21 protein-coding genes, 1 tRNA gene and 1 pseudogene are annotated in these 22,988 nt (G+C 66.6%); 7 read left to right on the top strand and 16 right to left on the bottom strand.

The genetic code is table 11. The annotated features are described in order from the left end of the window. Nucleotides 1-2: 2 nt before the first annotated feature. The 11 genes from MKCMC460_RS00820 to MKCMC460_RS00770 all read right to left on the bottom strand — a co-directional run bounded on the left by MKCMC460_RS00820 (nt 3) and on the right by MKCMC460_RS00770 (nt 12,840). Nucleotides 3-1,628: a fatty acyl-AMP ligase gene (locus tag MKCMC460_RS00820; protein ID WP_236979028.1), complete on the bottom strand. Its 1,626-nt coding sequence runs from the start codon at nt 1,626-1,628 to the stop codon at nt 3-5. Further along, nucleotides 1,625-2,359, bottom strand: coding sequence for a thioesterase II family protein (locus MKCMC460_RS00815; RefSeq protein ID WP_236979026.1), 735 nt, complete (start codon nt 2,357-2,359; stop codon nt 1,625-1,627). The genes MKCMC460_RS00820 and MKCMC460_RS00815 overlap by 4 nt, the downstream gene beginning before the upstream one ends. Next, on the bottom strand, nt 2,356-5,262 hold the full coding sequence (locus MKCMC460_RS00810) for a type I polyketide synthase (protein WP_236979024.1): 2,907 nt from the start codon (nt 5,260-5,262) through the stop codon (nt 2,356-2,358). The genes MKCMC460_RS00815 and MKCMC460_RS00810 overlap by 4 nt, the downstream gene beginning before the upstream one ends. Next, nucleotides 5,259-5,510 carry an acyl carrier protein gene (locus MKCMC460_RS00805; RefSeq protein WP_236979022.1) on the bottom strand — a complete coding sequence of 84 codons (252 nt, stop codon included), beginning with the start codon at nt 5,508-5,510 and terminating at the stop codon, nt 5,259-5,261. The genes MKCMC460_RS00810 and MKCMC460_RS00805 overlap by 4 nt, the downstream gene beginning before the upstream one ends. 3 nt (nt 5,511-5,513) lie before the next feature. Further along, the gene (locus tag MKCMC460_RS00800) at nt 5,514-6,659 is read right to left on the bottom strand and encodes a beta-ketoacyl-ACP synthase III (RefSeq protein WP_236979020.1); all 1,146 of its coding nucleotides are present in this window, start codon (nt 6,657-6,659) and stop codon (nt 5,514-5,516) included. A gap of 237 nt (nt 6,660-6,896) precedes the next feature. Beyond that, nucleotides 6,897-7,733: a class I SAM-dependent methyltransferase gene (locus MKCMC460_RS00795; protein ID WP_236979018.1), complete on the bottom strand. Its 837-nt coding sequence runs from the start codon at nt 7,731-7,733 to the stop codon at nt 6,897-6,899. A gap of 3 nt (nt 7,734-7,736) precedes the next feature. Further along, nucleotides 7,737-8,567: an ABC transporter permease gene (locus MKCMC460_RS00790; protein ID WP_236979016.1), complete on the bottom strand. Its 831-nt coding sequence runs from the start codon at nt 8,565-8,567 to the stop codon at nt 7,737-7,739. Further along, a complete protein-coding gene (locus MKCMC460_RS00785) occupies nt 8,564-9,478 on the bottom strand; it encodes a glycosyltransferase (protein WP_236979014.1) in 915 nt (304 codons plus the stop codon). The genes MKCMC460_RS00790 and MKCMC460_RS00785 overlap by 4 nt, the downstream gene beginning before the upstream one ends. Next, the gene (locus MKCMC460_RS00780; protein WP_236979013.1) at nt 9,471-10,298 is read right to left on the bottom strand and encodes an ABC transporter ATP-binding protein; all 828 of its coding nucleotides are present in this window, start codon (nt 10,296-10,298) and stop codon (nt 9,471-9,473) included. Before MKCMC460_RS00780 ends, MKCMC460_RS00785 begins: the two co-directional genes overlap by 8 nt. 3 nt (nt 10,299-10,301) lie before the next feature. Next, nucleotides 10,302-10,853 carry a bacterial proteasome activator family protein gene (locus MKCMC460_RS00775; RefSeq protein ID WP_238305195.1) on the bottom strand — a complete coding sequence of 184 codons (552 nt, stop codon included), beginning with the start codon at nt 10,851-10,853 and terminating at the stop codon, nt 10,302-10,304. Between the two features lie 19 nt (nt 10,854-10,872). Continuing rightward, nucleotides 10,873-12,840 carry a DUF6541 family protein gene (locus tag MKCMC460_RS00770; RefSeq protein ID WP_236979011.1) on the bottom strand — a complete coding sequence of 656 codons (1,968 nt, stop codon included), beginning with the start codon at nt 12,838-12,840 and terminating at the stop codon, nt 10,873-10,875. Nucleotides 12,841-12,969: 129 nt separating this feature from the next. Between MKCMC460_RS00770 and MKCMC460_RS00765 the strand changes: the two genes are divergently transcribed. Further along, on the top strand, nt 12,970-14,166 hold the full coding sequence (locus MKCMC460_RS00765) for a cysteine desulfurase-like protein (RefSeq protein ID WP_236979009.1): 1,197 nt from the start codon (nt 12,970-12,972) through the stop codon (nt 14,164-14,166). A gap of 50 nt (nt 14,167-14,216) precedes the next feature. On the opposite strand, the gene MKCMC460_RS00760 is transcribed toward MKCMC460_RS00765, so the two are convergent. Further along, complete coding sequence (locus MKCMC460_RS00760; RefSeq protein ID WP_236979007.1) at nt 14,217-15,983, bottom strand: serine/threonine-protein kinase PknH/PknJ; 1,767 nt, start codon at nt 15,981-15,983, stop codon at nt 14,217-14,219. 286 nt (nt 15,984-16,269) lie between these two features. On the opposite strand from MKCMC460_RS00760, the gene MKCMC460_RS00755 reads away from it, so the two are divergent. After that, nucleotides 16,270-17,280, top strand: a complete 1,011-nt coding sequence (locus MKCMC460_RS00755) for an adenylate/guanylate cyclase domain-containing protein (protein ID WP_236979005.1) — start codon at nt 16,270-16,272, stop codon at nt 17,278-17,280. A 28-nt stretch (nt 17,281-17,308) separates the two neighbouring features. Here MKCMC460_RS00755 and MKCMC460_RS00750 read toward each other — a convergent pair whose 3' ends face one another. Further along, entirely contained in the window at nt 17,309-18,286 is a 978-nt protein-coding gene (locus MKCMC460_RS00750) for an NAD(P)H-quinone oxidoreductase (protein WP_236979003.1), read from the bottom strand. Nucleotides 18,287-18,322: 36 nt separating this feature from the next. On the opposite strand from MKCMC460_RS00750, the gene MKCMC460_RS00745 reads away from it, so the two are divergent. From MKCMC460_RS00745 to MKCMC460_RS00730, 4 genes are all read left to right on the top strand, one after another. Continuing rightward, nucleotides 18,323-18,409, top strand: a tRNA-Ser gene (locus MKCMC460_RS00745). Between the two features lie 164 nt (nt 18,410-18,573). After that, on the top strand, nt 18,574-18,993 hold the full coding sequence (locus MKCMC460_RS00740; RefSeq protein WP_236979001.1) for an Hsp20/alpha crystallin family protein: 420 nt from the start codon (nt 18,574-18,576) through the stop codon (nt 18,991-18,993). 61 nt (nt 18,994-19,054) lie between these two features. Then, nucleotides 19,055-19,354 (top strand): hypothetical protein, encoded by a 300-nt coding sequence (locus tag MKCMC460_RS00735; RefSeq protein WP_236978999.1) that lies wholly within the window; start codon nt 19,055-19,057, stop codon nt 19,352-19,354. Between the two features lie 198 nt (nt 19,355-19,552). Further along, nucleotides 19,553-19,690 carry a hypothetical protein gene (locus tag MKCMC460_RS00730; RefSeq protein WP_238305192.1) on the top strand — a complete coding sequence of 46 codons (138 nt, stop codon included), beginning with the start codon at nt 19,553-19,555 and terminating at the stop codon, nt 19,688-19,690. On the opposite strand, the gene MKCMC460_RS00725 is transcribed toward MKCMC460_RS00730, so the two are convergent. The 3 genes from MKCMC460_RS00725 to MKCMC460_RS00715 are packed head-to-tail and all read right to left on the bottom strand — an operon-like array spanning nt 19,672 to nt 22,809. Then, on the bottom strand, nt 19,672-20,688 hold the full coding sequence (locus MKCMC460_RS00725) for a hypothetical protein (RefSeq protein ID WP_236978995.1): 1,017 nt from the start codon (nt 20,686-20,688) through the stop codon (nt 19,672-19,674). The genes MKCMC460_RS00730 and MKCMC460_RS00725 overlap by 19 nt on opposite strands. Nucleotides 20,689-20,731: 43 nt before the next feature. Continuing rightward, nucleotides 20,732-21,967, bottom strand: a complete 1,236-nt coding sequence (gene lipE, locus MKCMC460_RS00720; protein ID WP_236978993.1) for a lipase LipE — start codon at nt 21,965-21,967, stop codon at nt 20,732-20,734. Nucleotides 21,968-21,984: 17 nt separating this feature from the next. Beyond that, a complete protein-coding gene (locus tag MKCMC460_RS00715; RefSeq protein WP_236978991.1) occupies nt 21,985-22,809 on the bottom strand; it encodes a crotonase/enoyl-CoA hydratase family protein in 825 nt (274 codons plus the stop codon). Nucleotides 22,810-22,833: 24 nt separating this feature from the next. Here MKCMC460_RS00715 and MKCMC460_RS00710 point away from each other — a divergent pair. Beyond that, a pseudogene (locus MKCMC460_RS00710) lies at nt 22,834-22,979 on the top strand (TIGR03086 family protein); the annotation flags it as partial. Nucleotides 22,980-22,988: the final 9 nt, after the last annotated feature.

Raw genomic sequence — 22,988 nt, 5'->3', positions numbered from 1 at the left:
CGTCACCCCAGTAGCGCGCGCGCATGGCTGCGCCGCAGCTTTCCCGACGTTGTCTTGGGCAGACTCCCCGGCGTGAGCAGCTTCACCTCACGTGGCACGTGGCCGACGTGGCTGCTGACCCGGGCTGCGATCTCACGGCGCAGCCGCATCCGGTCCTGCTCGCCGTAGCGGTCGTATACCTCGGCCAGTACCGCGAAACCCTCACGGTCGGTGTCGATGCGCAAGGCCACCACGCACCCCTTGCGCACGCCTTCGACGCCCGCGGCGGCACGTTCGATGTCGTGTGGGTAGAGGTTGCGCCCTGCCAGCACGATCAGGTCCTTGCTGCGGCCGCAGATATAGAGGCGGTCCTGCTCGTCCAGGTAACCGAGATCGCCGGTGTCGACCCACCCGTCTTCGTCCGCCAGCATCACGGTGCCGTCGGTGGTCAGATAGCTGCGGGCGACCGACGGGCCGGCAACTTCGATCGCACCAATCTCCCTGCTGCCCAAGATGTTTCCGTCTTTGGTGACGCGCACCCGCATGTCGTGCACGGGCCGTCCCACACAGACCACCGGTTGGCCGTCGGGCGAATCGGGTGCCACAGGTTCGGCGACGTCGGCCGCCGCCATGCGTGCGCGCGACACGTGGTCCACCACGGGCGGCACACCGAACACTCCCGCGGACACCGTCACGGTCGCTTCGGCCAGCCCGTAGAACGGGGTGAGCACCCCGGGGCCCAGGCCGAACCGGGCGCCAACCGATTGAAAGTGCTCCAGGTCGCGGTGATCGATGGGTTCGGCCCCGTTGATCGCGACACGCAGCGACGACAGGTCGATGGTTGGTGGTTCGCAGCGCTCCAACATCCGGGCCAGCACCGAGTAGGCGAAATTGGGGCCCGCGGTGATCGTCGCCCCGAACCTGGTGATCATCTCGGCCCACACGATCGGCCGGCGCAGGAACTCCTCGGTGCGCAATACTACCGCCTGGGCGCCGTATACCATTGGCATGCAGATGAATCCGATCATCCCCATGTCGTGGCAGAGCGGCAGCCAACTGACGGCAATGCTGTCGCTGGTGGCGCCGGTCGCCCGGCCGGTCGAATCGATGTTGGCGGCCAGGTTGCCGTGACTGATCTCGACGGCCTTCGGGATTCCGGTGGAACCGGATGTCAACTGCCGCAACGCTATATCGGCTTCGTCGGCTTGCACCAGGGCGATCGGGCCTGCTTCGCGAAGGGAATCGACGCTCCACACCGGCAACCCCTGCTCGGCCAGTGGCGGCGCGGCCATCTCGAACGGCACACCCACGACCACGCCGGCGACCCGGAGCATCTCGAGCGCCCGCAGGGTGTCTGCGAGCCAGACGCCAAGGTCCATCCGCGGGGTGGGTTGTTGCAGCATGGTCAGCGCTGCGCCGCGGATCCAGAGCGCCTGCGCCAGCGGTGCTACGTCAGCGGCGTCGCCGGCCAATACCGCGACGGTATCGCCGTGCCCGATTCCCTTGTCGGCCAGCGCGGTCGACATGCCGGCCGCTGCCCGGTGCACCTCGCTCCATGGGATGTGGTGCGGCTCGGCAACGGTACCGACGGTCAGCGCCCACCGGGTGCCGCGGGCAGCGGCGAGAATGCTGTCGACCAGCACACTCATGACACCAATTCCCTTCCACCCAAGGCGTTCTCGGTGATGTCCCGAACGGCGGACACCCGTTCGGGATTGGCCGGCCGGAAGAGGAAGTGACTGCCGGCGAACAACCGGACCGGCTGCGGCCGTAGCGAATAATCCGACCAGGCCTCCAGCGCCTCGATCGGCACCAGCGGGTCGTAATGGGCGCCGAAGATGTGCAGAGCACAGGGCAGCGGTGCTTCGGCGGCGGGGCGATAGGACCGGCACAGCGCAAGATCGTCGCGGATGACGGGTATCAAAATGTCCAGCCATTCCGGTCGCGTCAGCACCTCGGCAGGCAGCCCGCCACAGCTGACCAACTCGGTCGCCAGATCTTGGTCATGCATGGCATCGACGTCGCGCAGGTGACTGTTGCAGTGCGGCGCGGCTGCCGCCACCACGATTACCGCCTCAGGGGGCCGCAAGTCCTCGGCGATACGTTGCCGTGCAACCAGATAAGCGAGCAAGCCACCCATACTGTGGCCGAGCAGCACATGCGGACCGCACAGCTTGTCGGCGAGTTGTTCGGCCAGCGACCGTGCGCAAGCGCGGACGTCGACGAACCTCTGTTGGTGAGAACGCTCGCCACGTCCGGGAAGCTCTACGGTGGTGACGTTGACATTCGCGCCGACCGACGAGAGGTCGCGGCGCAGCGAGTTGAATGACGCGGCGCCACCGCCGGCGTGCGGGAAACACACGAGTTCGAGGGCGGTCATGGGTTGGTACTCGCCAACTCGAGGCGCCTGGCCACCAAGTCGACCAAATCACCGACGGTAGCGATGTCGGCCGGCAGATCGGCGCTGTCCTGCAGCGCCAACTGCGGGTAATTTCGGCGCATCTGCTCGAACAACCGCAGTTGCAGCAGCGAGTCGTAGCCGAGGTCTTCACCGAGGCGGCTCGACCGAGTGACAGTGCTCAGCGGAAGGCCACCGATCGCCGCGATCAGGGAGAGGATGTCGGTCGCCACATCCGCTGAGTCCGGCGGCGGGGTTTCGGTTGCGCGTCGCTCCGGTACGAGTGTGGTCTGGCCGTCAGACCAAAATCGAGGGCCATCGTCGAACTCGTAGGGCGGGATTCGCCCGGGCGGCTCGGCGGAATGGCCGTAGATATGCGACAGCTCAACGGGATACCCGTCGCGCAGCAGAGTCGCCGCCACTTCCACCAACTCGTGGCCGCGCGAATCCGGTCCGTTGCACGGCGTCAAAGAACCAGCGGTCACGCCGGACTGACGGGCCAGCGTGAGTAGCGTGGCCCGCGGCCCGGCCTCGGCGATGTAGCGAGCCCGGAAGCTGCGGGTGGCAATCTCGCACGCGTCGGCGAACCGGACCGGGTCGCAGATCTGTCGAGCCCAGTAGTCGGCATCCATTTCCTGGCCCTCCACCAATGCTCCGGTAACGGTGGACACGATCGGAAATTCTGCCGGGCTCAGACGAATGCCGGCGATCTCCCGACGGAACTCCGCGACCATGGGTCGCATCAGCGGAGAGTGAAAAGCATGCGATACCACCAGCTTCCGTGCTCGCCCGCCCTGGCGGCGGACCGCTGCGGCGATGGTGTCCAGGGACTGCGCCGGACCGGAGATCACCACCGAACGCGGACCGTTCACCGCGGCAACCGCACAGTCCGGCTCGGCGTCGGCCAACGCCTGTGCCTGGGCTGCCGGCAGATCCACTGCGATCATGGCCCCACCCGGTGGCAGCGAACCCATCAGTGCGCCGCGGGTCACCACCATCCTGGCCGCGTCGGCGACGGAGAACACCCCGGCAAGACACGCAAGTGCGATCTCGCCAACGCTGTGCCCGATCCCGAACACCGGGCTGATTCCGCTGAGCAGCAGAGACTTTCCCAATGCGTAGGAGACCGCGAACAAGGCCGGCTGTGCTGTGCCGGTGTCGTCGAGGTTGCCGTGTTCGCCGAAGATGGCGGGCAGCAGCGGCGCACACAGGTGGTGATCGAGCACCGCGCACACGGCGTCGAGCTGATTCCGGTAGCCGGCATGGGAGCGGTAGAGCGGCAGCGTCATCCCTGGGAACTGCGCACCTTGCCCGGAGCACAACAATCCAATTTCGGCGGGGCCTTTGCGGACCGGCGCCGCCGAGCCGAGTTCATCGCGATCTCCGGCGAGATAGCCGGCCAGCCCCGCCAACAGGGCGTCCCGGTCGCCGGCCAGGGCCAGCCGATGTCGGTGCGACCGTTTCACAATGTTGCTGGCACGACACCACGCGGCAATGTGCTGCGAATCCACGCCGGCCATGGCGTCGGCGAAGACGGCTGCGTTGCGCCGCAATCCCCGTTCGTTCGGTGCCGACAGTGTCAACACACCCGTCGGGGCACCGGCGGTCGCAGTGGTCGCAGACGCGGATTCCAGCACCACGTGGGCGTTGCTGCCGCCAAGACCGAAGGAACTGACCCCGCCCAGTGCCCCCTGGGCGGGCAGGTCGGATGCCGTGGCGGCCAGGGTCAGGCCCTGTGACTCGAGCCGCAGTCCTGGATTGGCTTGTCCGGCAATCACGGTCGGCGGCAGCACCCGGAAATGCAGCGCCAGGCAGGCTTTGATGAACGAGGCGATACCGGCGGCGCCCTCGGTGTGCCCGATGTTTCCCTTGACCGACCCCAGCAGGCAGGGCCCGTCGACCCGCGACCGGTGCAGGTCACCGAGCGCGTTGGCTTCGATCATGTCACCCAACACCGTTCCGGTGCCGTGGGCTTCGACGAAGGCGAGATGATGGGCTTGTACCCCGGCACGGGCCAGTGCTTGACGCATCAGCGCGACTTGGGCCGACCGGTTGGGAGCGGTGATGCCGTTGCTGCGACCGTCGTGGTTGACCGCCGAACCGCGTATCACCGCATAGATCTGCTGGCCCGCCGCGATCGCGTCGTCCAATCGGCGCAGCACCACCGCGCCGACACCCTCACCGCGCCCGATACCGTCGGCGCCCTGGCAGAACGGTTTGCACCGCCCATCGGAAGCCGAGAGTCCGGCCTGCGTGTAGAACACCGAAAGCGCGGGTGTGAGAAGCAGATTCGTGCCGGCAACAATCGCAGTGTCGACTTCTGCTGCGCGCAGCGCCGCGCATCCCTGGTGCACCGCTACCAACGACGACGAGCACGCGGTGTCGATCGCCATGCTCGGCCCGGCCAGGTTCAAGTGGTAGGAGATTCGGTTGGCCAGCATGAAATAGCCGCTGCCGGAGCCGTGAAACGCCGATATCCGCTCGAGATCGAGCATCTGGCAGCTGCTCCACTCACTGGACATGACGCCGACGAAGACTCCGGTCGCTGTCCCCGACAACAACTTGGGGTCGATCCCGGCGTCTTCGAGGGCGCGGTACGACGTCTGCAGCAGCAGCCGTTGTTGTGGATCGAGGACGGCCGCCTCGACCGGAGTGATGCCGAAGAACTCGTGATCGAAGGCGTCGACGTCGTCCAGGAAGTGGCCGCGCCGGGTATTCATCGAGCCCGCGACTCCGCGTGGGTGGTAGTAGGTTTCGACGTCCCACCGCTGCGCGGGGACATCGGTGTCGGTGACCGTGGCCTCGGTCAGCAACCGCCAGTAGGCGTCCTTGTCCGGTGCCCCCGGGAAGCGGCAGTCGATGCCGACGACGGCGATCGCGGTCACGGTTCACCCTGGCCGGACAGGTATTCCGCCATCGCGTTGATCGTCGGGTAGTCGTAGACGATGGTGGTGTCGACCTGTACCCCGCGCTCGCGCTGCAGGTCGGCACAGAGCGACAAACTCATCGCCGAGTCGATGCCGAAGTCTGCCAGCGGTACGTCGAAATCGATGGTGTCCGGAGCCACGTTGAGGTATCGGCTGACCTTACTCAACAGCCAGTCGGCCAGCTCCTGAGTCTGATCCGGATTCATGGGCTAGACCACCGTGAGGTGAGCGAAACCCGTTGAGAATCGACCGCTTTCCGGGACGGCGCAGACTATCCGGTCGCCTTCCTTCAAACGTCCCGAGTGGTACAGCTCCTCGAGCATCAACAGGATCGAGGCCGAGCCGGTGTTGCCCTTGTAGGTCAGATTGGTGAACCACTTGCGCTCGTCGACGTCCAGGCCGATTCGCTTCAGACCGGCTACCGATCGCTCGTGGAAGTACATCGAGGAGTAGTGCGGCAGGACGTAATCGATCTTGTCCGCACTGAGTCCGTGCTTGACCATCAACTTCGCCAGCGGCTTTTCCAGCGTGTAGTAGACGATGTTCTTGTTGAGCAGGCGCACGTTCTGCTGCAGCGAGAACACCCCGTCGTTAAGCGCGGTATCGAACGGCAGTTGCGGCCAGCCCGTCGTGCTGCCGTCTTCGTTGACCTTCAATCCGCGGTGCATGCACAAGGGCATCTCGCCCGCATAGGAGATGGTCTCCAGCCAGTCGATGCGCAGACTGAGCTCGTCAGTTCGTGGCTCGGCGGACAGCCATATCGCCCCGGCGCCGTCTGACAACATCCACCGCAGGAAGTCGCGTTCGAAAGCGATGGCCAACCCGATCTCTGGATCGATGGTGGTGTGTTCGGCTTCCCGGGAGAATGTTTCTGCGGCCATCACTGCCGAGTAGATCTCCGATGCGCTGGCCACCGCGTTGTCGTAGCGGCCGCTGGCCACACTGAGCCAGGCGAATTCCCAGGCGGTGAGTCCGGCGAGGCAGAGCCCGGTGGTGGTCACCGCCGGAATGTCGGAGACGCCAAGCAGACCCTGCGTCATCAACGCGTGGCCGGGCATCAGCTGATCAGGCGTCGACGTGCCGCATGCCAGCGCCTGCATGGTGTCGATATCCACCCCGTCTTGCTCGAGGTTGCGGATCGCCTCGGCGGTCAGCTCGGCGTTCGAATGGGTGAATTCCCTTGTGACGGGGTCGATGGCGTAGTGCCGGGAGGTGATTCCGTTGCTGTTCAGAATCCTGGTGCGCAGCGGAGACGGTCGACCTCCGACGTATCCGATGATCCGTTCCATGGATTCGTTGTCCACTGGGCTGTTGGGAAGAGCCGCGCCGCACGCCGTGATGTAGACGTCCCTCATCGCCGATGTCCTTTCGTTCGGTCCGGTGGCCATGCGGGAATTTCCGGCAGTTGCGTCGATGCAGTTGTCGGAGACGACCTAGATACCTACCCGCTCCAATGTTGGTGGAGCGTAAGCTGCTCAGCGACAGGGTGTTCGGAATTTGCCGATAGTGGATATTCCTGGTCTTTCCCTGGCTAAACGTCGGCGAATCGCGCAGATCTGCTCTCCGTCGAAGTCCCCATCACTGCGGAAGCCTCAACCGAATTCGAGCACCGTGTAGGCCCCGCGGAACGGTCTGATCGGCCCGAACTGCCAGAGCGCGGGGTACACCGAGCCGAAAAACCAGCCCCGCCCGTTGGGCATCGGTATGTCGTGCACCGCGCGGATGCCGGGAACGGTTCGAGCCAGATCCGCCAGCTGACCCGGCGAGAGGCTGAACGGCATCGGTGGCACCCGGTAATGCCGCGACGAGCGCATGCCCTTGCGCGCAACCTTTTTCACGATGGTGGGCGGCAGGTCGAAGAACATCTGACCGCCGGGGAACCGTTCGGCACACGCCGCGATAAGTCCCAGTGCCTCGTCGGGTTGCAGGTACATCAGCAGCCCCTCCGCGGTGATGAACACGCCCTCGCCGGTGTCGATGTGGTCCATCCAGCTGTAGTCCAGGGCGGACTGCGCTATCTCGGTGATCCTCGGCGAATGCGGCAGTAGTCGCCGCCGCAGTTCGATCACCGGCGGCAGGTCGATTGACACCCACCGGAACTGGGCATCCGGCAGTGCCGCGTCGAGCCGCCAGAAGCTGGTCTGAAAGCCTTCGGCCAGGGCCACGACGGTGGCCCGGGGGTGCTCGGCGAGGTAGGCCCGCGCGCACTTGTCGACCGCCAGCGACCGCAACGCCATCTCCTGGCCCTTGCGGCCGAATTTCGCGAAGTCGTAGTCGATGGATTCGACGAGCTTGATGGCCATCGGATCGTCGATGATCGCCTCGGGGTGGCCGGCCTGGTAGGCACGGCCATTGAGGGTCAACAGCGCTGTCTCCGAGACGCCGGTGAGCATGCTGGCGTCGACTTTGTCGGGGCGGGAATCGTTCATCGCTTACACCCAGTAGGGCACGCGGGCCCGGTACTGGCGCATCGCCACCGCCGCCAACGCCCAGCCGATCAACGTCAGCGCCAGCACCACCGCCCAGTGCCGCAGCTCCTGAGGTGCCCCCAGCAGCGGGGCCCGCACAATGTCGAGGTAGTGCAGCAGCGGGTTGAGTTCGACGATCTTCGACCAGCCGCCCGCGCCCTGCTGCCGCAGCGTGCTGTCGTTCCAGATGATCGGCGTCATGAAGAACAGCAGCTGCACAACCGAATTGAGCAGCGGGCCGATGTCGCGGTAGCGGGTCGCCAGGATGCCGAAGCACAGCGACACCCACACGCAGTTGAGCATGATCAGCGCCAGCGCGGGCAACACCGACAGGTCCGCCCATGACCAGGGCTTGGGGAAGATGATCGCGACCACTACGTAGATCACGATGTTGTGCGCGAACAGGATCATCTGCCGCCACACCAGCCGGTACACGTGCACGCTCAGCGGTGTCGGCAGTTGCTTGATCAGGCCCTCGTTGGCGACGAACACGTCGGCGCCTTCCAGGATGGCGGCGTTGATCAGATTCCAGATGATCAGCCCGAGCGTGACATACGGCAGGTGCACCGACAGGTCGAGGTGGAACAGCTTGGAGTACAGCCCGCCCATCGCCACCGCGGTGGTGCCGGTGGCGATGGTGATCCAGAACGGGCCCAGCACCGAACGGCGATACCGCTGTTTGATGTCCTGCCAACCCAGGTGCAGCCACAATTCGCGGCGGTGGAAGCCGTCGACCAGATCGCCGCGGGCCCGGCCGAACGTCTTGGACTGCGCGGCGGCGTCGATGAATGTCATGCCGAACCTCCCGGCGCTCCGAACTGCTCACGTCGTCCCAGCCGGCGCAGCCGGAACCACTCCATCAGGCCCCGGGGGTCACGGCGGGTCACCAGGAAGAACCAGGCGAACCGCACCCATTCTTGCGGCAACAGCTTGCGCAGCCCGGGCTGGGACAGTACGTAGCCGCGGTTGCGATAGGTGTAGAACCGCTTCTTGGGGTCGTCGGGGTATTGAGTGTGCATGCGGCCGCCGAGGATAGGCTTGAATTCCGCACTGCCGCAAGGGTGTAGGTAGACCGCGTCCAGGCAGGTGCCGAACGGCAACCCGGATCGCACCAGCCGGCGGTGCAGCTCCACCTCGTCGCCGCGGATGAACAACCGCAGGTCCGGCACGCCGACCGCGTCCAGCGTCGACGCCCGGAACAGGGCGCCGTTGAACAGCGACGCGATGCCGGGCAGCAGGTCTTGGCCGGGTTCGGTACGCAATTCGCTTGCCCGCCTGCGCCATACCAGTCCGCGGCGCAGCGGGAAAGCCAGCAGCTCGGGGTCGTCGATGTTGCACACCATCGGTGACACCTCGGCCAAGCCGTACTTCTCGGCGCACGCCAGCAGGGTCTCCAGCACCTCGGTGCCCTGTGCGTAACCGTCGTCGTCGGCCAGCCATATCCAGTCGGCGCCGTGGGCCAGTGCCAGCAGCATGCCCAACGCGAAACCGCCTGCACCACCGAGGTTTCGGCGTGAGTTGAGGTAGATCTGCGGGATCTGCTGCCCGGTCACCAGGGCGTGCACCCGGGTGTCGCCGGAGTTGTCGTTGTCGATGACGATCAGCTTGTCCGGCGGCCGCGTCTGGCTGCACAGCACGTCCAGCGAGCGTGCGAGTTCCTCGGGGCGCCGGTGCGTGACCACCACGGCGAAGACGGAATCACTCACCGCCAGAAGCTCTTTGGGTCAGGTTGTCGCGCCGTGTCTCGGCCAGGACTTCACGCACGTGCCGGGCGGCGTCCTCACCTTCGTAGGCGCGCACCACGTCCTCGATCTCACCGCGTTGCTTGATGACGCCGTGGTCGATCCACATCGCCGTTTTGCACAGCCGGGCCAGGAATTCGTTGGAATGGCTTGCGAACACCAGGATTCCGGATCGCTCGACCAGGCTTTGCAGCCGCGACTGCGCCTTCTTGAGGAACTCGGCGTCCACCGCGCCGATGCCCTCGTCGAGCAGTAGGATCTCCGGGTCGATGCTGGTCACCACTCCCATCGCCAGCCGCACCCGCATGCCGGTGGAATAGGTGCGCAGCGGCATCGACAGGTAGTCGCCCAGCTCGGTGAACTCGGCGATCTCGTCGACCTTGGCCAGCATCTGCTTGCGGGTCTGCCCCAGGAACAGTCCGCGGATGATGATGTTCTCGTAACCGGAGATCTCCGGGTCCATGCCGATGCCCAGGTCGAAGACCGGAGCCACCCGGCCGGTCACCTTCGCCCAGCCGCGGGTCGGCTCGTAGATGCCCGAAAGTAGCCGCAGCAGTGTCGATTTCCCGGCGCCGTTGTGCCCGACCAGGCCCACCCGATCACCGAGCTCCAGCGACATGGTGATGTCCCGCAGCGCCTCGATGACCACGACGTTGGAGGCGTTGCGCCCGATTGCGCCGCCCGCCTTGCCCAGGAACGCTTTTTTCAAAGAGCGGGACTTGGCGTCGAAGATGGGAAACTCCACCCACGCGTCGCGGGTTTCGATGTGCGGACCGCTGGACACGGCTTACAGATACTGTCCGGTTCCGTGGGCACCGTGGCCCCCGTGACCGGGCCTGCTCACCCCGGGCGGCAGCGCGCCCTGGCGCATCTGCTCGAGTTGTGCGCGGGCGGCCATCTGCTGGGCGAACAGCGCGGTCTGAATGCCGTGGAACAACCCCTCCAGCCAGCCCACCAGCTGCGCCTGCGCGATCCGCAGCTCCGCGTCGGACGGAGCCGCTTCCTCGTTGAACGGCAGGGTCAGCCGTTCCAGTTCTTCGCGCAGCTCCGGCGCCAGGCCGTCTTCGAGTTCTTTGATGCTCTTGGCGTGGATGTCGCGCAGCCGGGTGCGGCTGGCGTCATCCAGCGGTGCGGCGCGGACCTCCTCGAGCAGCTGCTTGATCATGGTGCCGATCCGCATCACCTTGGCCGGCTGCTCGACCAGGTCGGTCAGCGATTGCTCGTCGGAGTCGTCGTCCTCGGCTTGCCGGATCGCCATCAGGCGCGGATCGACGCCGCCGCCGATTACCTCGACGTCGTCGACATCGGGCTCGCCGTGTCCGTCACTCAACCCAATCACCGTCCTCGTGCTGCGTCTGTCAAGAGCGTGGCGGCGCGTAGCCGTGCCATTCGTAGATCTGGGCGCCGCCGTTGTCGTAGATCATCGTCCAGTAAGGCGACTTGTCCAGTGAGACTAACCCGTCGGGAATCTTGAACCCCCGCACCGTCGGACCGCTGGCCAGGACATAACGGATGTTGAGCGCCTTGATCGCCTCGGGAACGCGCGGATCGCTGTCGCCCTTGCGGGCAAACGCCCAGAAGATGTAGCGGTGGTAGCCCGGACCCATCTGGACCGGATAGTCGTAGTGCGTCCAGAGCGGGTGCAGCCCGGCTACCGCGTACATCCACGCCGTGCCGTCGACGTTGGAGTCGCCGATCAGGGTGTCGCGGGCACCTGGCAGCTGAGCCAGGTACGCCATCGCGTCCAGGTCCTGCTGATTGATCATCACCTGGTCGTACTTGTCGCCGAACAGGAACCGGTGCCGGGGAAAGTAGTGCCACGCGGTGGCCACGGTGATGCCGACCAGCAGCGCCGCGGTGGCGCCGGCCCAGAACCGGGACGGCATGGCCTTTCGGGGCTGGACGAATCGCTTGGCCAGCGCCACCGCCCCGGCGACCAGGGTGACCAGCGCGACGGCCGCCATCAGGTTGAACAGCGGGGTCGTGGCGGCGGCGATGCGGCGTGGGTCTTTGTAGAAGAACTCGCCGAACAACCCGGCGACCCTTCCGAACGGACCCCACAGTGGCGTGCCCGCGTCGACGTTGATCACGATCAGCGTCAGCCACACCGCCAGCGGCCACCAGATCTTTTTGACCAGCATGATGAATCCGCCGATCGCGCACAGCAGACTCAGCCCCCACTGATAAGGGAAGTCGTTGAGATGCCGGGAGTGCATGAACACGGCGTCGAACAGGCCGTGCCGCATGCTCAGGTAGGTCAAGAACGAGTGCCCGGCGATGATGTCCTCCTGCTGCGTGACGCACAGGAACTGCGGCAGCAGGATCAGCCCGGAAGCCACGCCCACGCCGCTCAGCGTCAGCAGGTCGGCCAGCCGGCTGCGTACCGGGTGCCAGAACACTTCGAACAGCCACCAGCCGCCGAGCAACAGCAGCACGATGATCCCTCCGGTGATGTGCACGGAGAACACGCCGACTAAGGCCAGGATGGCAACCGGGATACGGTCCCGGTGCCCCAGCGTCGAGGCGATCAACGCCATCACCGGGATGGCGACCCCGTAGGCCGCCAGGTTCGGCATGGCGGCGGTGTCGAATTCCACGTAGGGCACCGCGGTGAAGGACGCCGACAATGCCGCCGCGGTGGCCGCGACCGCCGCGGTGCGCCACTCGGTGGTGTGGGTGCGCAGCGCGCGCCACGCCAGTACGGCGGCGCTGACCGGGAACAGCCAGACCGCGACCGCCACCGAGGACAGCGTGTAACCGGTGGTGGCCGCCGCCCCGGTGAGCTGGCAGAAGACCGCCGTTAGCGCGTGAAACACCGACGGGTAGTAGAGCAGCGCATGGGTTTCGACGTTGCGCAGCTCACCCATGTGGGTGGAGGACGCTTGGCCGGTGTCCAGAATCCAGCGCACCTCGTTGGCGTGCCAGACCGCGTCCCAGGTGCTGGGGATCGACTGCCAGTGCGGGATGCCGGCGAACGCGGCCCAGCCGATCAGCCCGGCACCGAGCAGCACGCCGGCGGCCACCACCAGACCGGGTCCCGGGCGCATGCCGTGGGCCTCGGCCTGCCGGTCGCGGAACCGGGCGAGCAGCAGGGTCCAGGCCGTCGCCAACACGCAGACGACCGCGAATGCGGCCAGCGCCGTCCAGCCGTTCCACGGGATGCCGACCGCGCCGTAGGGGATGATCGCCAAAGCCACCACGCCGTACGTCAGCGGAGGGCCGACCGCGATCGAGATCGGCCAGCTCAACTGCGTGATACGTGCGACGATGGCCCCCGGCGCGATCAGCAGGATCAATGCGATCAGCGTTCCGAAGCACAAGCTCACTCGACTAGTATGGCTGCCCGGGTGCCCTCGCTCGGGAGGCCGTAACGGCTGGAACGTCTCCGGCGCACCCGCTACCGTCTACCCGTCTACAAAATGGCGAGTGCTCTGGAGAGTTCTAAGGTGGCTGGCATGGCCTACGACGTCGCCCGGGTGCGTGGACTGCATCCGTCGCTTGGTGACGGATGGGTGCACTTCGATGCACCGGCCGGCATGCTGATCCCCGATTCCGTCGCGACCACGGTGTCGACGGCTTTCCGGCGGTCCGGGGCCAGCATGGTCGGCGCCCATCCGTCGGCGCGGCGCAGCGCCGCGCTGCTGGAGGCGGCCCGCGAGGCGGTGGCCGACCTGGTCAACGCCGACCCGGCCGGCGTGGTGTTGGGCTCCGACCGGGCGGTGCTGTTGTCGTCGCTGGCCGAGGCGTCGTCCGCGCGGGCCGGTTTGGGTTACGAGGTGGTCGTCAGCCGGCTGGACGACGAGGCGAACATCGCGCCGTGGCTGCGCGCGGCGCATCTGTACGGTGCGAAAGTCAAGTGGGCCGAGGTCGATATCGAGACCGGTGAGCTGCCTACCTGGCAGTGGGAGAGCCTGATCGGCAAGTCCACCCGGTTGGTCGCGGTGACGTCGGCGTCGGGGACGTTGGGCGCCGTCACCGACCTGCGGGCAATGACCAAACTCGTGCACGACGTCGGCGGACTGGTGGTGGTCGACCATTCCGCGGCGGCACCCTACCGGTTGTTCGATCTGAAGGAAACCGACGCCGACGTGGTGACTGTGAACGCGGTGGCCTGGGGCGGACCGCCGATCGGTGCGATGGTGTTCCGCGACCCGGCGTTGTTGAACCCCTTCGGGTCGGTGTCGACCAATCCGTACGCGACCGGCCCGGCCCGGCTGGAGTTGGGCGTGCATCAGTTCGGTCTGCTGGGCGGTGTGGTGGCCAGCATCGAATACTTGGCGTCGCTGGACGAGTCGGCCCGCGGTAGCAGGCGCGAACGGTTGTCGGTGTCGATGCATTCGGCGTCGTCCTACCTCAACCGGATCTACGACTATCTGATGTCCTCGCTGCGGTCGCTGCCGTTGGTGATTTTGCTGGGCCGGCCCGAGGCGCGGATCCCGGTGGTCAGCTTCGCGGTCAACGACGTGCCCGCCGACCGGGTGGTGCAGCGGTTGGCGGACAACGGGGTGCTGGCGATCGCCAATGCCGGTTCCCGGGTGCTCGACGTGCTGGGCGTCAACGACATCGGCGGTGCGGTAACGGTCGGGTTGGCGCACTACTCGACGATGGCCGAGGTCGACCAGCTGGTACGCGCGTTGGCCTCGTTGGGCTGAGCCGCCCGCGAGATCGGCGCGGCGATTCGCGGTGACGTTACATTCGCGAGTCAGACGGCCGGCACCTTGGCGGCGATCTGCTGGGCGACGTTGACCGCGGAGACCGAATGCTGCAAACTGCACGCCACTACGTCGATGGCCACGTTGTCGGCCACAGTCAGCGCGCGCTGACAGGTCGTCCAAAGCCAATGCTCGGCAGCGTTGCGGCCGCTGAGGGTTTTGCCCACACTCAGCATGCCATTCACGTTGGAGACGGACCCGACGGTCCACACCTGATCAGGTTTGCCGGCAACGGTTTTGGTGAACTGTCGGTTCGAGCAGGTCGACCAGCGCTGAAACGAAGTGGTGAAGAACGCTTTGGCTTGTTGCACCGATGGAAATGACACCACCAGCTGGATACCGTAGAAGTCTGCTGTGCTCCCCGGTGTCTCCAGTTCTTGTCCGTACAACGCGTTCCAGCCACTGCCCGAGTAGGCCTCGCTTTCTCCCGGGCTCACCATGGGCAGGCAGGCCTTATCCGACACCGTGTCGTTGTCGTCGTAGGTCGATGTCGGATATTTCGGCCCGTCGACCCGCAGTCCGGTGGCGCCCAGCGCGGTGTCCATTTGATCGGGAGACAGCAGCAGGCCCTGCAGGTCGGCCTCGCCGACGAGCGGCGGGCCGCTCGGGCCGGCTGGGCCGGTCGCGGGACTGGCCGCGGAGGTCGGAGTGGCGGTCGAGGTCGCGGCGGTGGTGCCCGCTTTCTTCGATCCGAAATTCACAGCCATGATTGCGAGCGTGACAACTACCGCCAAAGCTCCGGCGCCGATCAAGAGCCAGCGCTTTCGTCCAGTGGGCGGCGTAGAGCGCGGCAGCAGCGGAGTGGCGTGCGGGGACCGCGCCGAACGCTGCTGCGCATAGGGACGCGGGCGGTACGGCGTCGTCGGAACGTCGGGGTTGGCAACAGCGGTGGGCGCCGAGGCGGCGGCATGAGCGGGAACGGCAGGCGCGATCAGGGCGTCTCGTGCCGCATCGGCCAGTTCGACCGCGGAGGCGTAGCGGTCCTCGGGTTTCTTGGCCATGCCACGGGAGATCACCTCGTCGAATCCAGCGGGTACCTGCGCGCGCTGCGCGCTGGGACGGGGCGGATCCAAGGACAGGTGCCCGGCGATCTGTTGCTCCATACTTTCGCCGGGGAAAGGGTGTTCGCCGGTGAGGCATTCGTGCAGCACACACGTCAGGGCGTAGACATCGGAGCTGGGCCCGGCGGTCCCGGCGAGGAAGCGTTCCGGTGCCATGTAGGCCATGGTGCCCACGATCATGCCGGTGGAGGTCAGCTTCGTCGCCGCCGCATCGTGGGCGATGCCGAAGTCGATCAGGTAGACGAAGTTGCGTCCGGTCACCAGGGCGTTGGACGGCTTGATGTCGCGGTGCACCAATCCGACGGCATGGGCCGCGTCCAGTGCACTGGCCAACTGCTCGATGACATGCACCGCCTCTTGCGCGCTCATCGGCCCGTCGCGTCGCAACAACTGCCCTAAGTCGATGCCCTCGACGATCGGCATCACGAGGTACAACTGTCCGTCGATTTCGCCGGACTCGTGAATCGGGATGATGTGCGGTTCGGTCAACCTGGCTGCGGTGTGGGCCTCGCGCCGGAAGCGCTCCCGGTAATCGGCCCGGTCGCCGAGTGCGGTGGGCAGCACCTTGATCGCGACATCGCGATTCATCAGCGTGTCGTGAGCCCGGTAGACGGTGCCCATGCCGCCCTGACCGATGACTGATAGCAGCCGGTAGCGCCCGAACGCGACCTCGTCCATCAGCGTCCCTTTCCTCACCGCGTACAACTGTGAAATTGCTTGGGGTGTAAGCGCTTTCGTGCGGCTCCCAGCGGAGGTGTCCGACTGTTGTTCCCTCCTGCGGCGGCGGCTGGTGTCAGGGCGGCACTGCACAGGACCGCCGGACCACACGTTTGCTGCCGACGATTTTCACACAGAAAACACCAGAACTACAGATAAACGGACCGCACCGGGTAACTTGCGGATACGCCGGGTCACCCGATCCGAAATCGGAGAGGCGCCGTTTCGAACTGGCACCGGCGGGCGCATGCTGACAATATTGCGGATGCCACTAGCGGCGACGGGTAGCAGCGAGGCGATGATTGCGACGGACCGGTTGACCGGCGGGCAAATTCGGGAACCGTTGGGCTACCTGGACATGATGGACGGCGATGTCTGCACGCGCACCGTCCCGATTTTCGATCAGCTGTTCGTCGGACGCGAATGCGCGGGAATCAGGGCGTCGCGTCGGCTGGTCATACCCGATCCCGAGATCTCGCGCACGCATCTCGAGATCCGGCTGCACGCCGAAGCCGATCAGGCCTTCGTGATCGACACCAGCAGCAACGGCACCTTGCTCAACGGGGTGCGGCTGGAACGGGCGGTGGCGTTGCTGATCCGGCCCGGCGACGAGATCCAGATCGGCGACGTGGTGCTGAAATTCCGCGCGGAGCGCTTCAACGGCATCCCGAAACGGGTGGTGAAGAGCACGCTGGCGCGGATCGGCAAATCCGCGATGGTGATGGTGGTCGGTGACATCGTCAACTACTCGACGATTTCGCAGGTGACCGACGAGGGGGTCATGGCGCACAGCCTGTACATGCTCTGGCGCCAGGTGGGTGGTGTGCTGCGCGCTCATCGGGGCACGCTCAGCCACTATGCCGGCGACGCGCTGTTCGCGGTCTGGGAGGTGCGCCGGTTTCCGGACGCCGCCGAGCTGGCCGTTGATTTCGCGTTGGCCGCGAATCGACTTGTCGAGGAGCTCGCGCCCGGGTGGCCGTTGCGCAGCCCGGACGGCGGGCCGATCCGGATGGGCTGGGGTGTGGTGCAGGGGGTGGCCGCACTGGCCGCGATGACCAGGTCGGCCGATGCGGTGATCGGTGATGCGACCAACGTGGCATTCCGGCTGGCGTCGATGGCGGGGCGTCAAGGGCGCGCTCCGGTGTTGGCGGCCAGCGGCGTGCAAGCCGCCGTCGCAGACCAGTTCACTTGGGGCCCAAGCGAAAGCGTCGAGATCAAGGGCCGGCACGGCACGGCGACGGTGTTCCCGGTGATCGCACGCAAGAGCGCCGACTAGACCATGGGGCGGGGCGTGACGCTGCAACTCAGACGGTCAATACGACCTTTCCGGTGACCTCGCCCGAAACCAGCAACCGGTGCGCCTCCGCGGCCTGCTGGATGGGTAACCGGGCGCCGATGATCGGTCGGACGGCCCCGCTGGCGAACATCGGCCAGACCGATGTAGTGACCGCCTCGGCGACGGCGCTTTTGCTGTTGGGCCCACTCACCGGCCGGCCGCGCAGCGTGGTGCCGATTACGCGCGCCCGCTTCGCCAGCAACTTGCCCAGGTTGAGTTCGGCCTTGACGCCGCCCTGCATGCCGATCACGATCAGCTGCCCGTCGGTGGCCAGTGCATCGATATTGCGGTCCAGGTAGGCCGCGCCCATGATGTCCAGGATTACGTCCGCGCCACCGCCGTTGGTTTCTTCTCTGATTCGCGCGACGAAGTCTTCGTCCTTGTACGAGATGGTGATCTGAGCGCCCAGGTCGCGGCAGAATTGCAGCTTCTCTGCCGACCCGGCGGTGACGGCAACCCGGGCGCCGAGCGCGCGAGCCACCTGGATCCCGTGGGTGCCGATCCCGCTGCCGCCGCCGTGCAGCAGCACCAGCTGGCCCGGGCCGAGGTGGGCGGTCATCACCAGGTTCGACCACACCGTGCAGGCCACCTCGGGGATTCCGGCCGCGTCGACGAGGTCGACCGGGGCGGGAATCGGCAGCACCTGCCCGGCGGGCACGGCGACGTACTCGGCGTAACCCCCGCCAGCCAGTAATGCGCAAACCTCTTGTCCGACAGACCAATTGGTGACATCCGCGCCGACTTCGGCGATGGTACCGCTGACCTCCATGCCGATGATCTCGCTGGCGCCCGGCGGGGGCGGGTACTTGCCGGCGGCTTGCAGCACGTCGGCGCGGTTGACGCCGGCGGCGGCAACTTTGACCAAGACCTCACCCGGGCCGGCGGATACGTCGGGGACGTCCTGCCAGCGAAGTTGTTCGGCGGATTCGGCGACGATGGCACGCATGAGGGTCACGCTACAAGCACCGTTACCCTTAGCAGCGGTGGCGTGGCAGAGCGGCCTAATGCACTCGCCTTGAAAGCGAGAGACGGCTAACACCGTCCGGGGGTTCAAATCCCTCCGCCACCGCAGCGCGAGTTCCCCGGGAGCGCCCGTTCGCCTCCGCCGGGCGGCTAAAATCTTGTCGCAGACACTTGCCAAATCCTCCATGTCGCGCTATATAAAAAGTGTGTCGTCAGACATAGATTTCCTGTCCACAACGATTGATGATTGGAGTGTTGGAGGTGGCGACCATGTTGGTGCGTAGCGATCCGTTCCGCGATCTCGATCGCTTCACTCAGCAGGTTCTGGGCACCGCGGCGCGGCCGGCGGTGATGCCGATGGACGCCTGGCGCGAGGGCGAGCAGTTCGTCGTCGAGTTCGACTTGCCCGGCATCAACGTCGACTCGCTGGATCTGGATATCGAGCGCAACGTGGTGACCGTTCGGGCCGAGCGTCCAGACGTGGATTCGAGCAAGGAAATGCTGGCCACCGAACGGCCGCGAGGGGTGTTCTCCCGGCAGTTGGTGCTCGGCGAGAATCTGGACACCGACCGCATCGAAGCCTCCTATGACGCCGGAGTGCTGCGGTTGCGCATCCCGGTGGCCGAGAAGGCCAAGCCCCGCAAAATCACCATCAGCCACAACCAGAACCAGCACGCGCTCAGCGCTTGAGCGGCCGCCGACAGAAGCTGGGTCAGTGATGTCGCAGTGCAGCACGGGGGCGGTGCGGGAAGTGTCACGCGCAGCCGTCGAGGCGCCGGCGCCGCAGACGGTGCCGCTGGTCACCGATGACGCATCGGTGATCGCGCTGATCGCCGAGGTCGACGCGATCCTGCGGGCGGCGGCCCGCCGTCTGCGGTGTCGGCCACCGGCACCACCGGCGACCGGATGCGCCCTCGCCGTGCCCAAGTCTGCCGGTCGGTCTTGGCGGCTGCCGGCGTACCCGCGGCACGGGCCGGCGCATCGAATCGATGCCGTGCAACGCAGCCCTCCGGCACCCGCCGGTGACCACGTTGAGCAGGAAGGGAGGTGATGTCATCACCAACGAGTCGAGTGGGCCAGCTCGCCACCCGGGCCACATCGTGGGCGCTGTCGGCACCTGCAGCGGTGACGACCACGCCGATGCCCAGGTTGGGCGACTCATCCCGGGGCGGGCGGCCCGTCCCCAACATGTTCTGCTGACCTGACAACTGAGAGATCCGAGGAGAGGGGCCAGAAAACGATGGATTCGATGACGCTGGAAGCCGACCCCGTCGACTGGCTGGAGCAGCATGACGTGGTGCCGCTGCCCGACGACGACTACCCCCATGCCGGCGACCGCGATCTGATGGCAGGCTGGTTCGCCAATCCTCAGCTACTCGGAGTGTGACGCAGCACCGCGGCTATTCCGTCGGTCGGGGCGATCCGCTCGTCGGTGCGCACCAGCGACGCCCCGGCCGATATCGCGAACAGCGGCAGCGCCTCGTCGGCCCGCATCACCCGTCCGGAACCCAGCTCCCGGTCGTCGCCGCGAGGGGCGACGGTGGTCATTCCTTCGTCGGCCACCACGACCGCATCGCCGATGTCGCCGACGATCAATGTGTCGATTGTTCCCTGCCGCAACGCCGAGCACACCGCACCCAAACCCTGCACGGCACGCCCGGAGCGGCGGCCGGCCTCGGCATCGAAACGCACCACGGCGTCGTCGACCGCGCTGAGCTGGCGGTCCAGAAACCACGCCTCGGCAGCCCACTTGAGCTCGTCGAAGTCATACTCACCGCGAGGTGCGCAGATCGGCAGCGACACCACCTGTCCGCACACCGATGTCGGCAGTGCGGCCATCAGGTTCGCCCGCGCCTCGGTGGTGCCGGCTACAAACGTGGTGCCGGCCAGGGTTTCGTCCAGCAGCTTGGTCAGCCGCGCCGCCACCCGGCCCAGTGCGCCGTCGACGGATTCGGAGTGCAGTTCGCCGCCGAGGTAAGCGCTGATATCGGCGCCGGTGGCGTCGACCATCGCCAGCAGATAGTTCGGGTTCTCCAGTCCGTGCGCGAGAATCGGGACGATGTAGGGCAGCTCCGAGACGCGTACCACCGTCGAATCGGTCGGACGCAGCAACACCTCGTTGAACAAGACGCCCTCGGGCCCGACGACCACCGCGCGGCCGCCCCGACGGATGGCCGGCCGGTTCCATCGCAGGACGGCCCGCTTGATCGCGTCGGTCATCGATTTGTCGGCGCCGAGCCGTTCCAACCGCTCGCGCAGTCCCTGCCAACGGTGGTCGAGCTGAATGGCCCCGGCACCGTTGCCCAAACCGACCGATTCCTCGTAATACACCGACACGAACGGACCGCTGCTTTCCAGCAGTTCACGGAACCGGACGGCGTGCATGACGGACAGGGGTACCCCGCACGCCGGTGAACAAACGTTCGCGTTAGACCGTCATCTCGGCGGCGATGGTGTCCATCAGGGCGGTGTAGCGCTTGAGCTCCGGGTCGCGCCCCGGCTTGCCGCTGCTGATCAGGCCCGCTGCCAGACCGCGCTGCGGGTCGGCCCAGATCGCGATGTTGGCCAGGCCCAGGTTGCCGAACGCCGCCGGGGCGTTGCGCCCGAACGGACCGAACCGTTTGGTGCCGAGCATGTACCCGGTGCCCCAGCGGGCGGGTTGCAGCCCCACCGCGAAGTCCGGCCGCAGCCGTCGGGATTCCTGCACCGCCCCGTACATGCGCTCCGGGCTCATGATGCGCACGCCGTCGAGTTCGCCTCCGCGGCGCCAGATTTCGGCAAAACGCGACAGTTCGTCGGCGGTGGAGATGGTGTTGGACGAGGGCACCACGGTGGTCAGGAACGCCGGGGTGTTGGTGTACGGGATGATCTCGTGCACGGTGCCGCCGATCGCCTTGCGGAAGAGGGCCGCGATCACCGGCGGCAGCGGTCGGCCGGTGGGGTGGCTGGGGGCGACCAACGGGACGTCCTGCGGGGCCACGCCGAAGTTGGTCCACCGGAAATTCAGCGGGTCCAGGATCTCGGTCGCCAGGATCTCGCGGATGTCTTTGCCGGCCGCGGCGTAGACGATCTCGCGCATGAGCGGGCCCCAGGTCAGTGCGTGATAGATGTGCACCAGGCCGGGGCGGTACAGCGGCCGCAGTTTGCCGAGCTGCTCCTGGGCGTACTCGTGGTCGTCGGCGCGGCGCAGATCGGGCTTGGGCCCGGTGGGGAACGGGACGCCCGCACTGTGGGTCAGTACGTGCCGGATGGTGGTCCGGTCCTTGCCGTGGCTGGTGTAGCTGGGGATGTACTCGCAGACCCGGTCGTCGAGGGCGAATACGCCGCGCTCGACGAGCATGTGGATGACGGTCGCGGTGATCCCCTTGGCCGCCGAGTACACGCAGAACGGGGTGCCGGTGGTGACGGGGACTTTCTCCGCGTCGGGTTGGTCGGTCGGCGCGTTGCCCCAGCCGTGCCCGATGGCGCGGTTGAGCACCACCTTGCCGTTGCGGCGGATGCACAGCTGGATGGCGGGGTGCATGCCGCCCTGATACCAGTGCCGGGCGGCCTGCCAGATCCGTTCGACGGCGGCGCTGTCGACCTCGGAATGGTCTTCGTCAGCGGTCGCCGTCACGGCGTCCAGGTCGGCGGGAACGCGAATCTTGCCGTCGGGAGTCATCAAACCCGAGGGTACGTGCGCTACTCGCCGGTGAACCGTGGCGGGCGCTTCTGGAAGGTGGCCGCGATGGCTTCGGAAAGGTCCTTGGACGGCAGGAACGCGGAGTTCCACGCGGCGACGTAGCGCAGGCTCTCCGATACCGCCGCGATGCGTTGCTGGTCGAGGACGTCCTTGACGCCGTAGACGGCCAGCGGCGGGTTGGCGGCGATCTCGGCGGCGGTGGCGTGGGCGGCGGCAAGGGCGGCTTCCGCGTCCTCGAACACGTCGTTGACCAGGCCGATCTTCTCGGCGCGGGCGGCGTCGATGTCTTTGCCGGTCAGCGCGAGTTCGCGCAGATGCCCGTCGTTGAGGATCAACGGCAGCCGGGCCAGACTGCCGACGTCGGCGACGATGGCCAAGCGGACCTCACGGACGGAGAACTTGGCGTCGGCGCTGGCGTAGCGGATGTCGACGGCGGAGATCAGGTCGACCCCACCGCCGATGCACCAACCCTGCACGGCGGCGATGGTCGGGGTGCGGCAGTCGGCGACCGCGGTGATGGCGCCCTGCATGCGCCGCAGTTCGGTGTGGAAGTCGGTGCGGGCGCGGGCCAGCGCGTTGTCGGCCATCAGCGGCGCGAAGGTACCGCCCATCGCGGGCAGGTCCAGGCCGTAGCTGAAGTTCTTACCCGAGCCGGCGATCACGATGGCGCGCACCTCCCGGTCGGCGTCCAGCGTGGCGAAAACGTCGGGCATCTCCGCCCAGAAAGCGGGTCCCATGGCGTTGCCCTTGCCCGGACCGATCAGCGTCACCTGCGCGACGTGATCCTTGATCTCGACCGTGACCGATTCGTATGTTGCGCCCATGCGTCAGACCGTAGCGTGGCGAGTATGCCCTCGGACTTGCGACCCGGACCGGATTCTCCGCCCACCGACGAGCTGGCCAGCGCCGAAGCCACCCTTGCGGTGCTGCGCAAGTGGTTCATCCCATCGGCCGCGACGACAGGTCCAAGCAGACGCCATGCTCCGACTACGACCGGGCGTCG

The sequence above is a fragment of the Mycobacterium sp. 20KCMC460 genome (assembly GCF_022179425.1).
Classification (GTDB): Bacteria; Actinomycetota; Actinomycetes; order Mycobacteriales; family Mycobacteriaceae; genus Mycobacterium; species Mycobacterium kiyosense.
The sequence above is the reverse complement of the archived record's forward strand: the minus strand, read 5'-3'. Positions and strand labels throughout refer to the sequence as shown.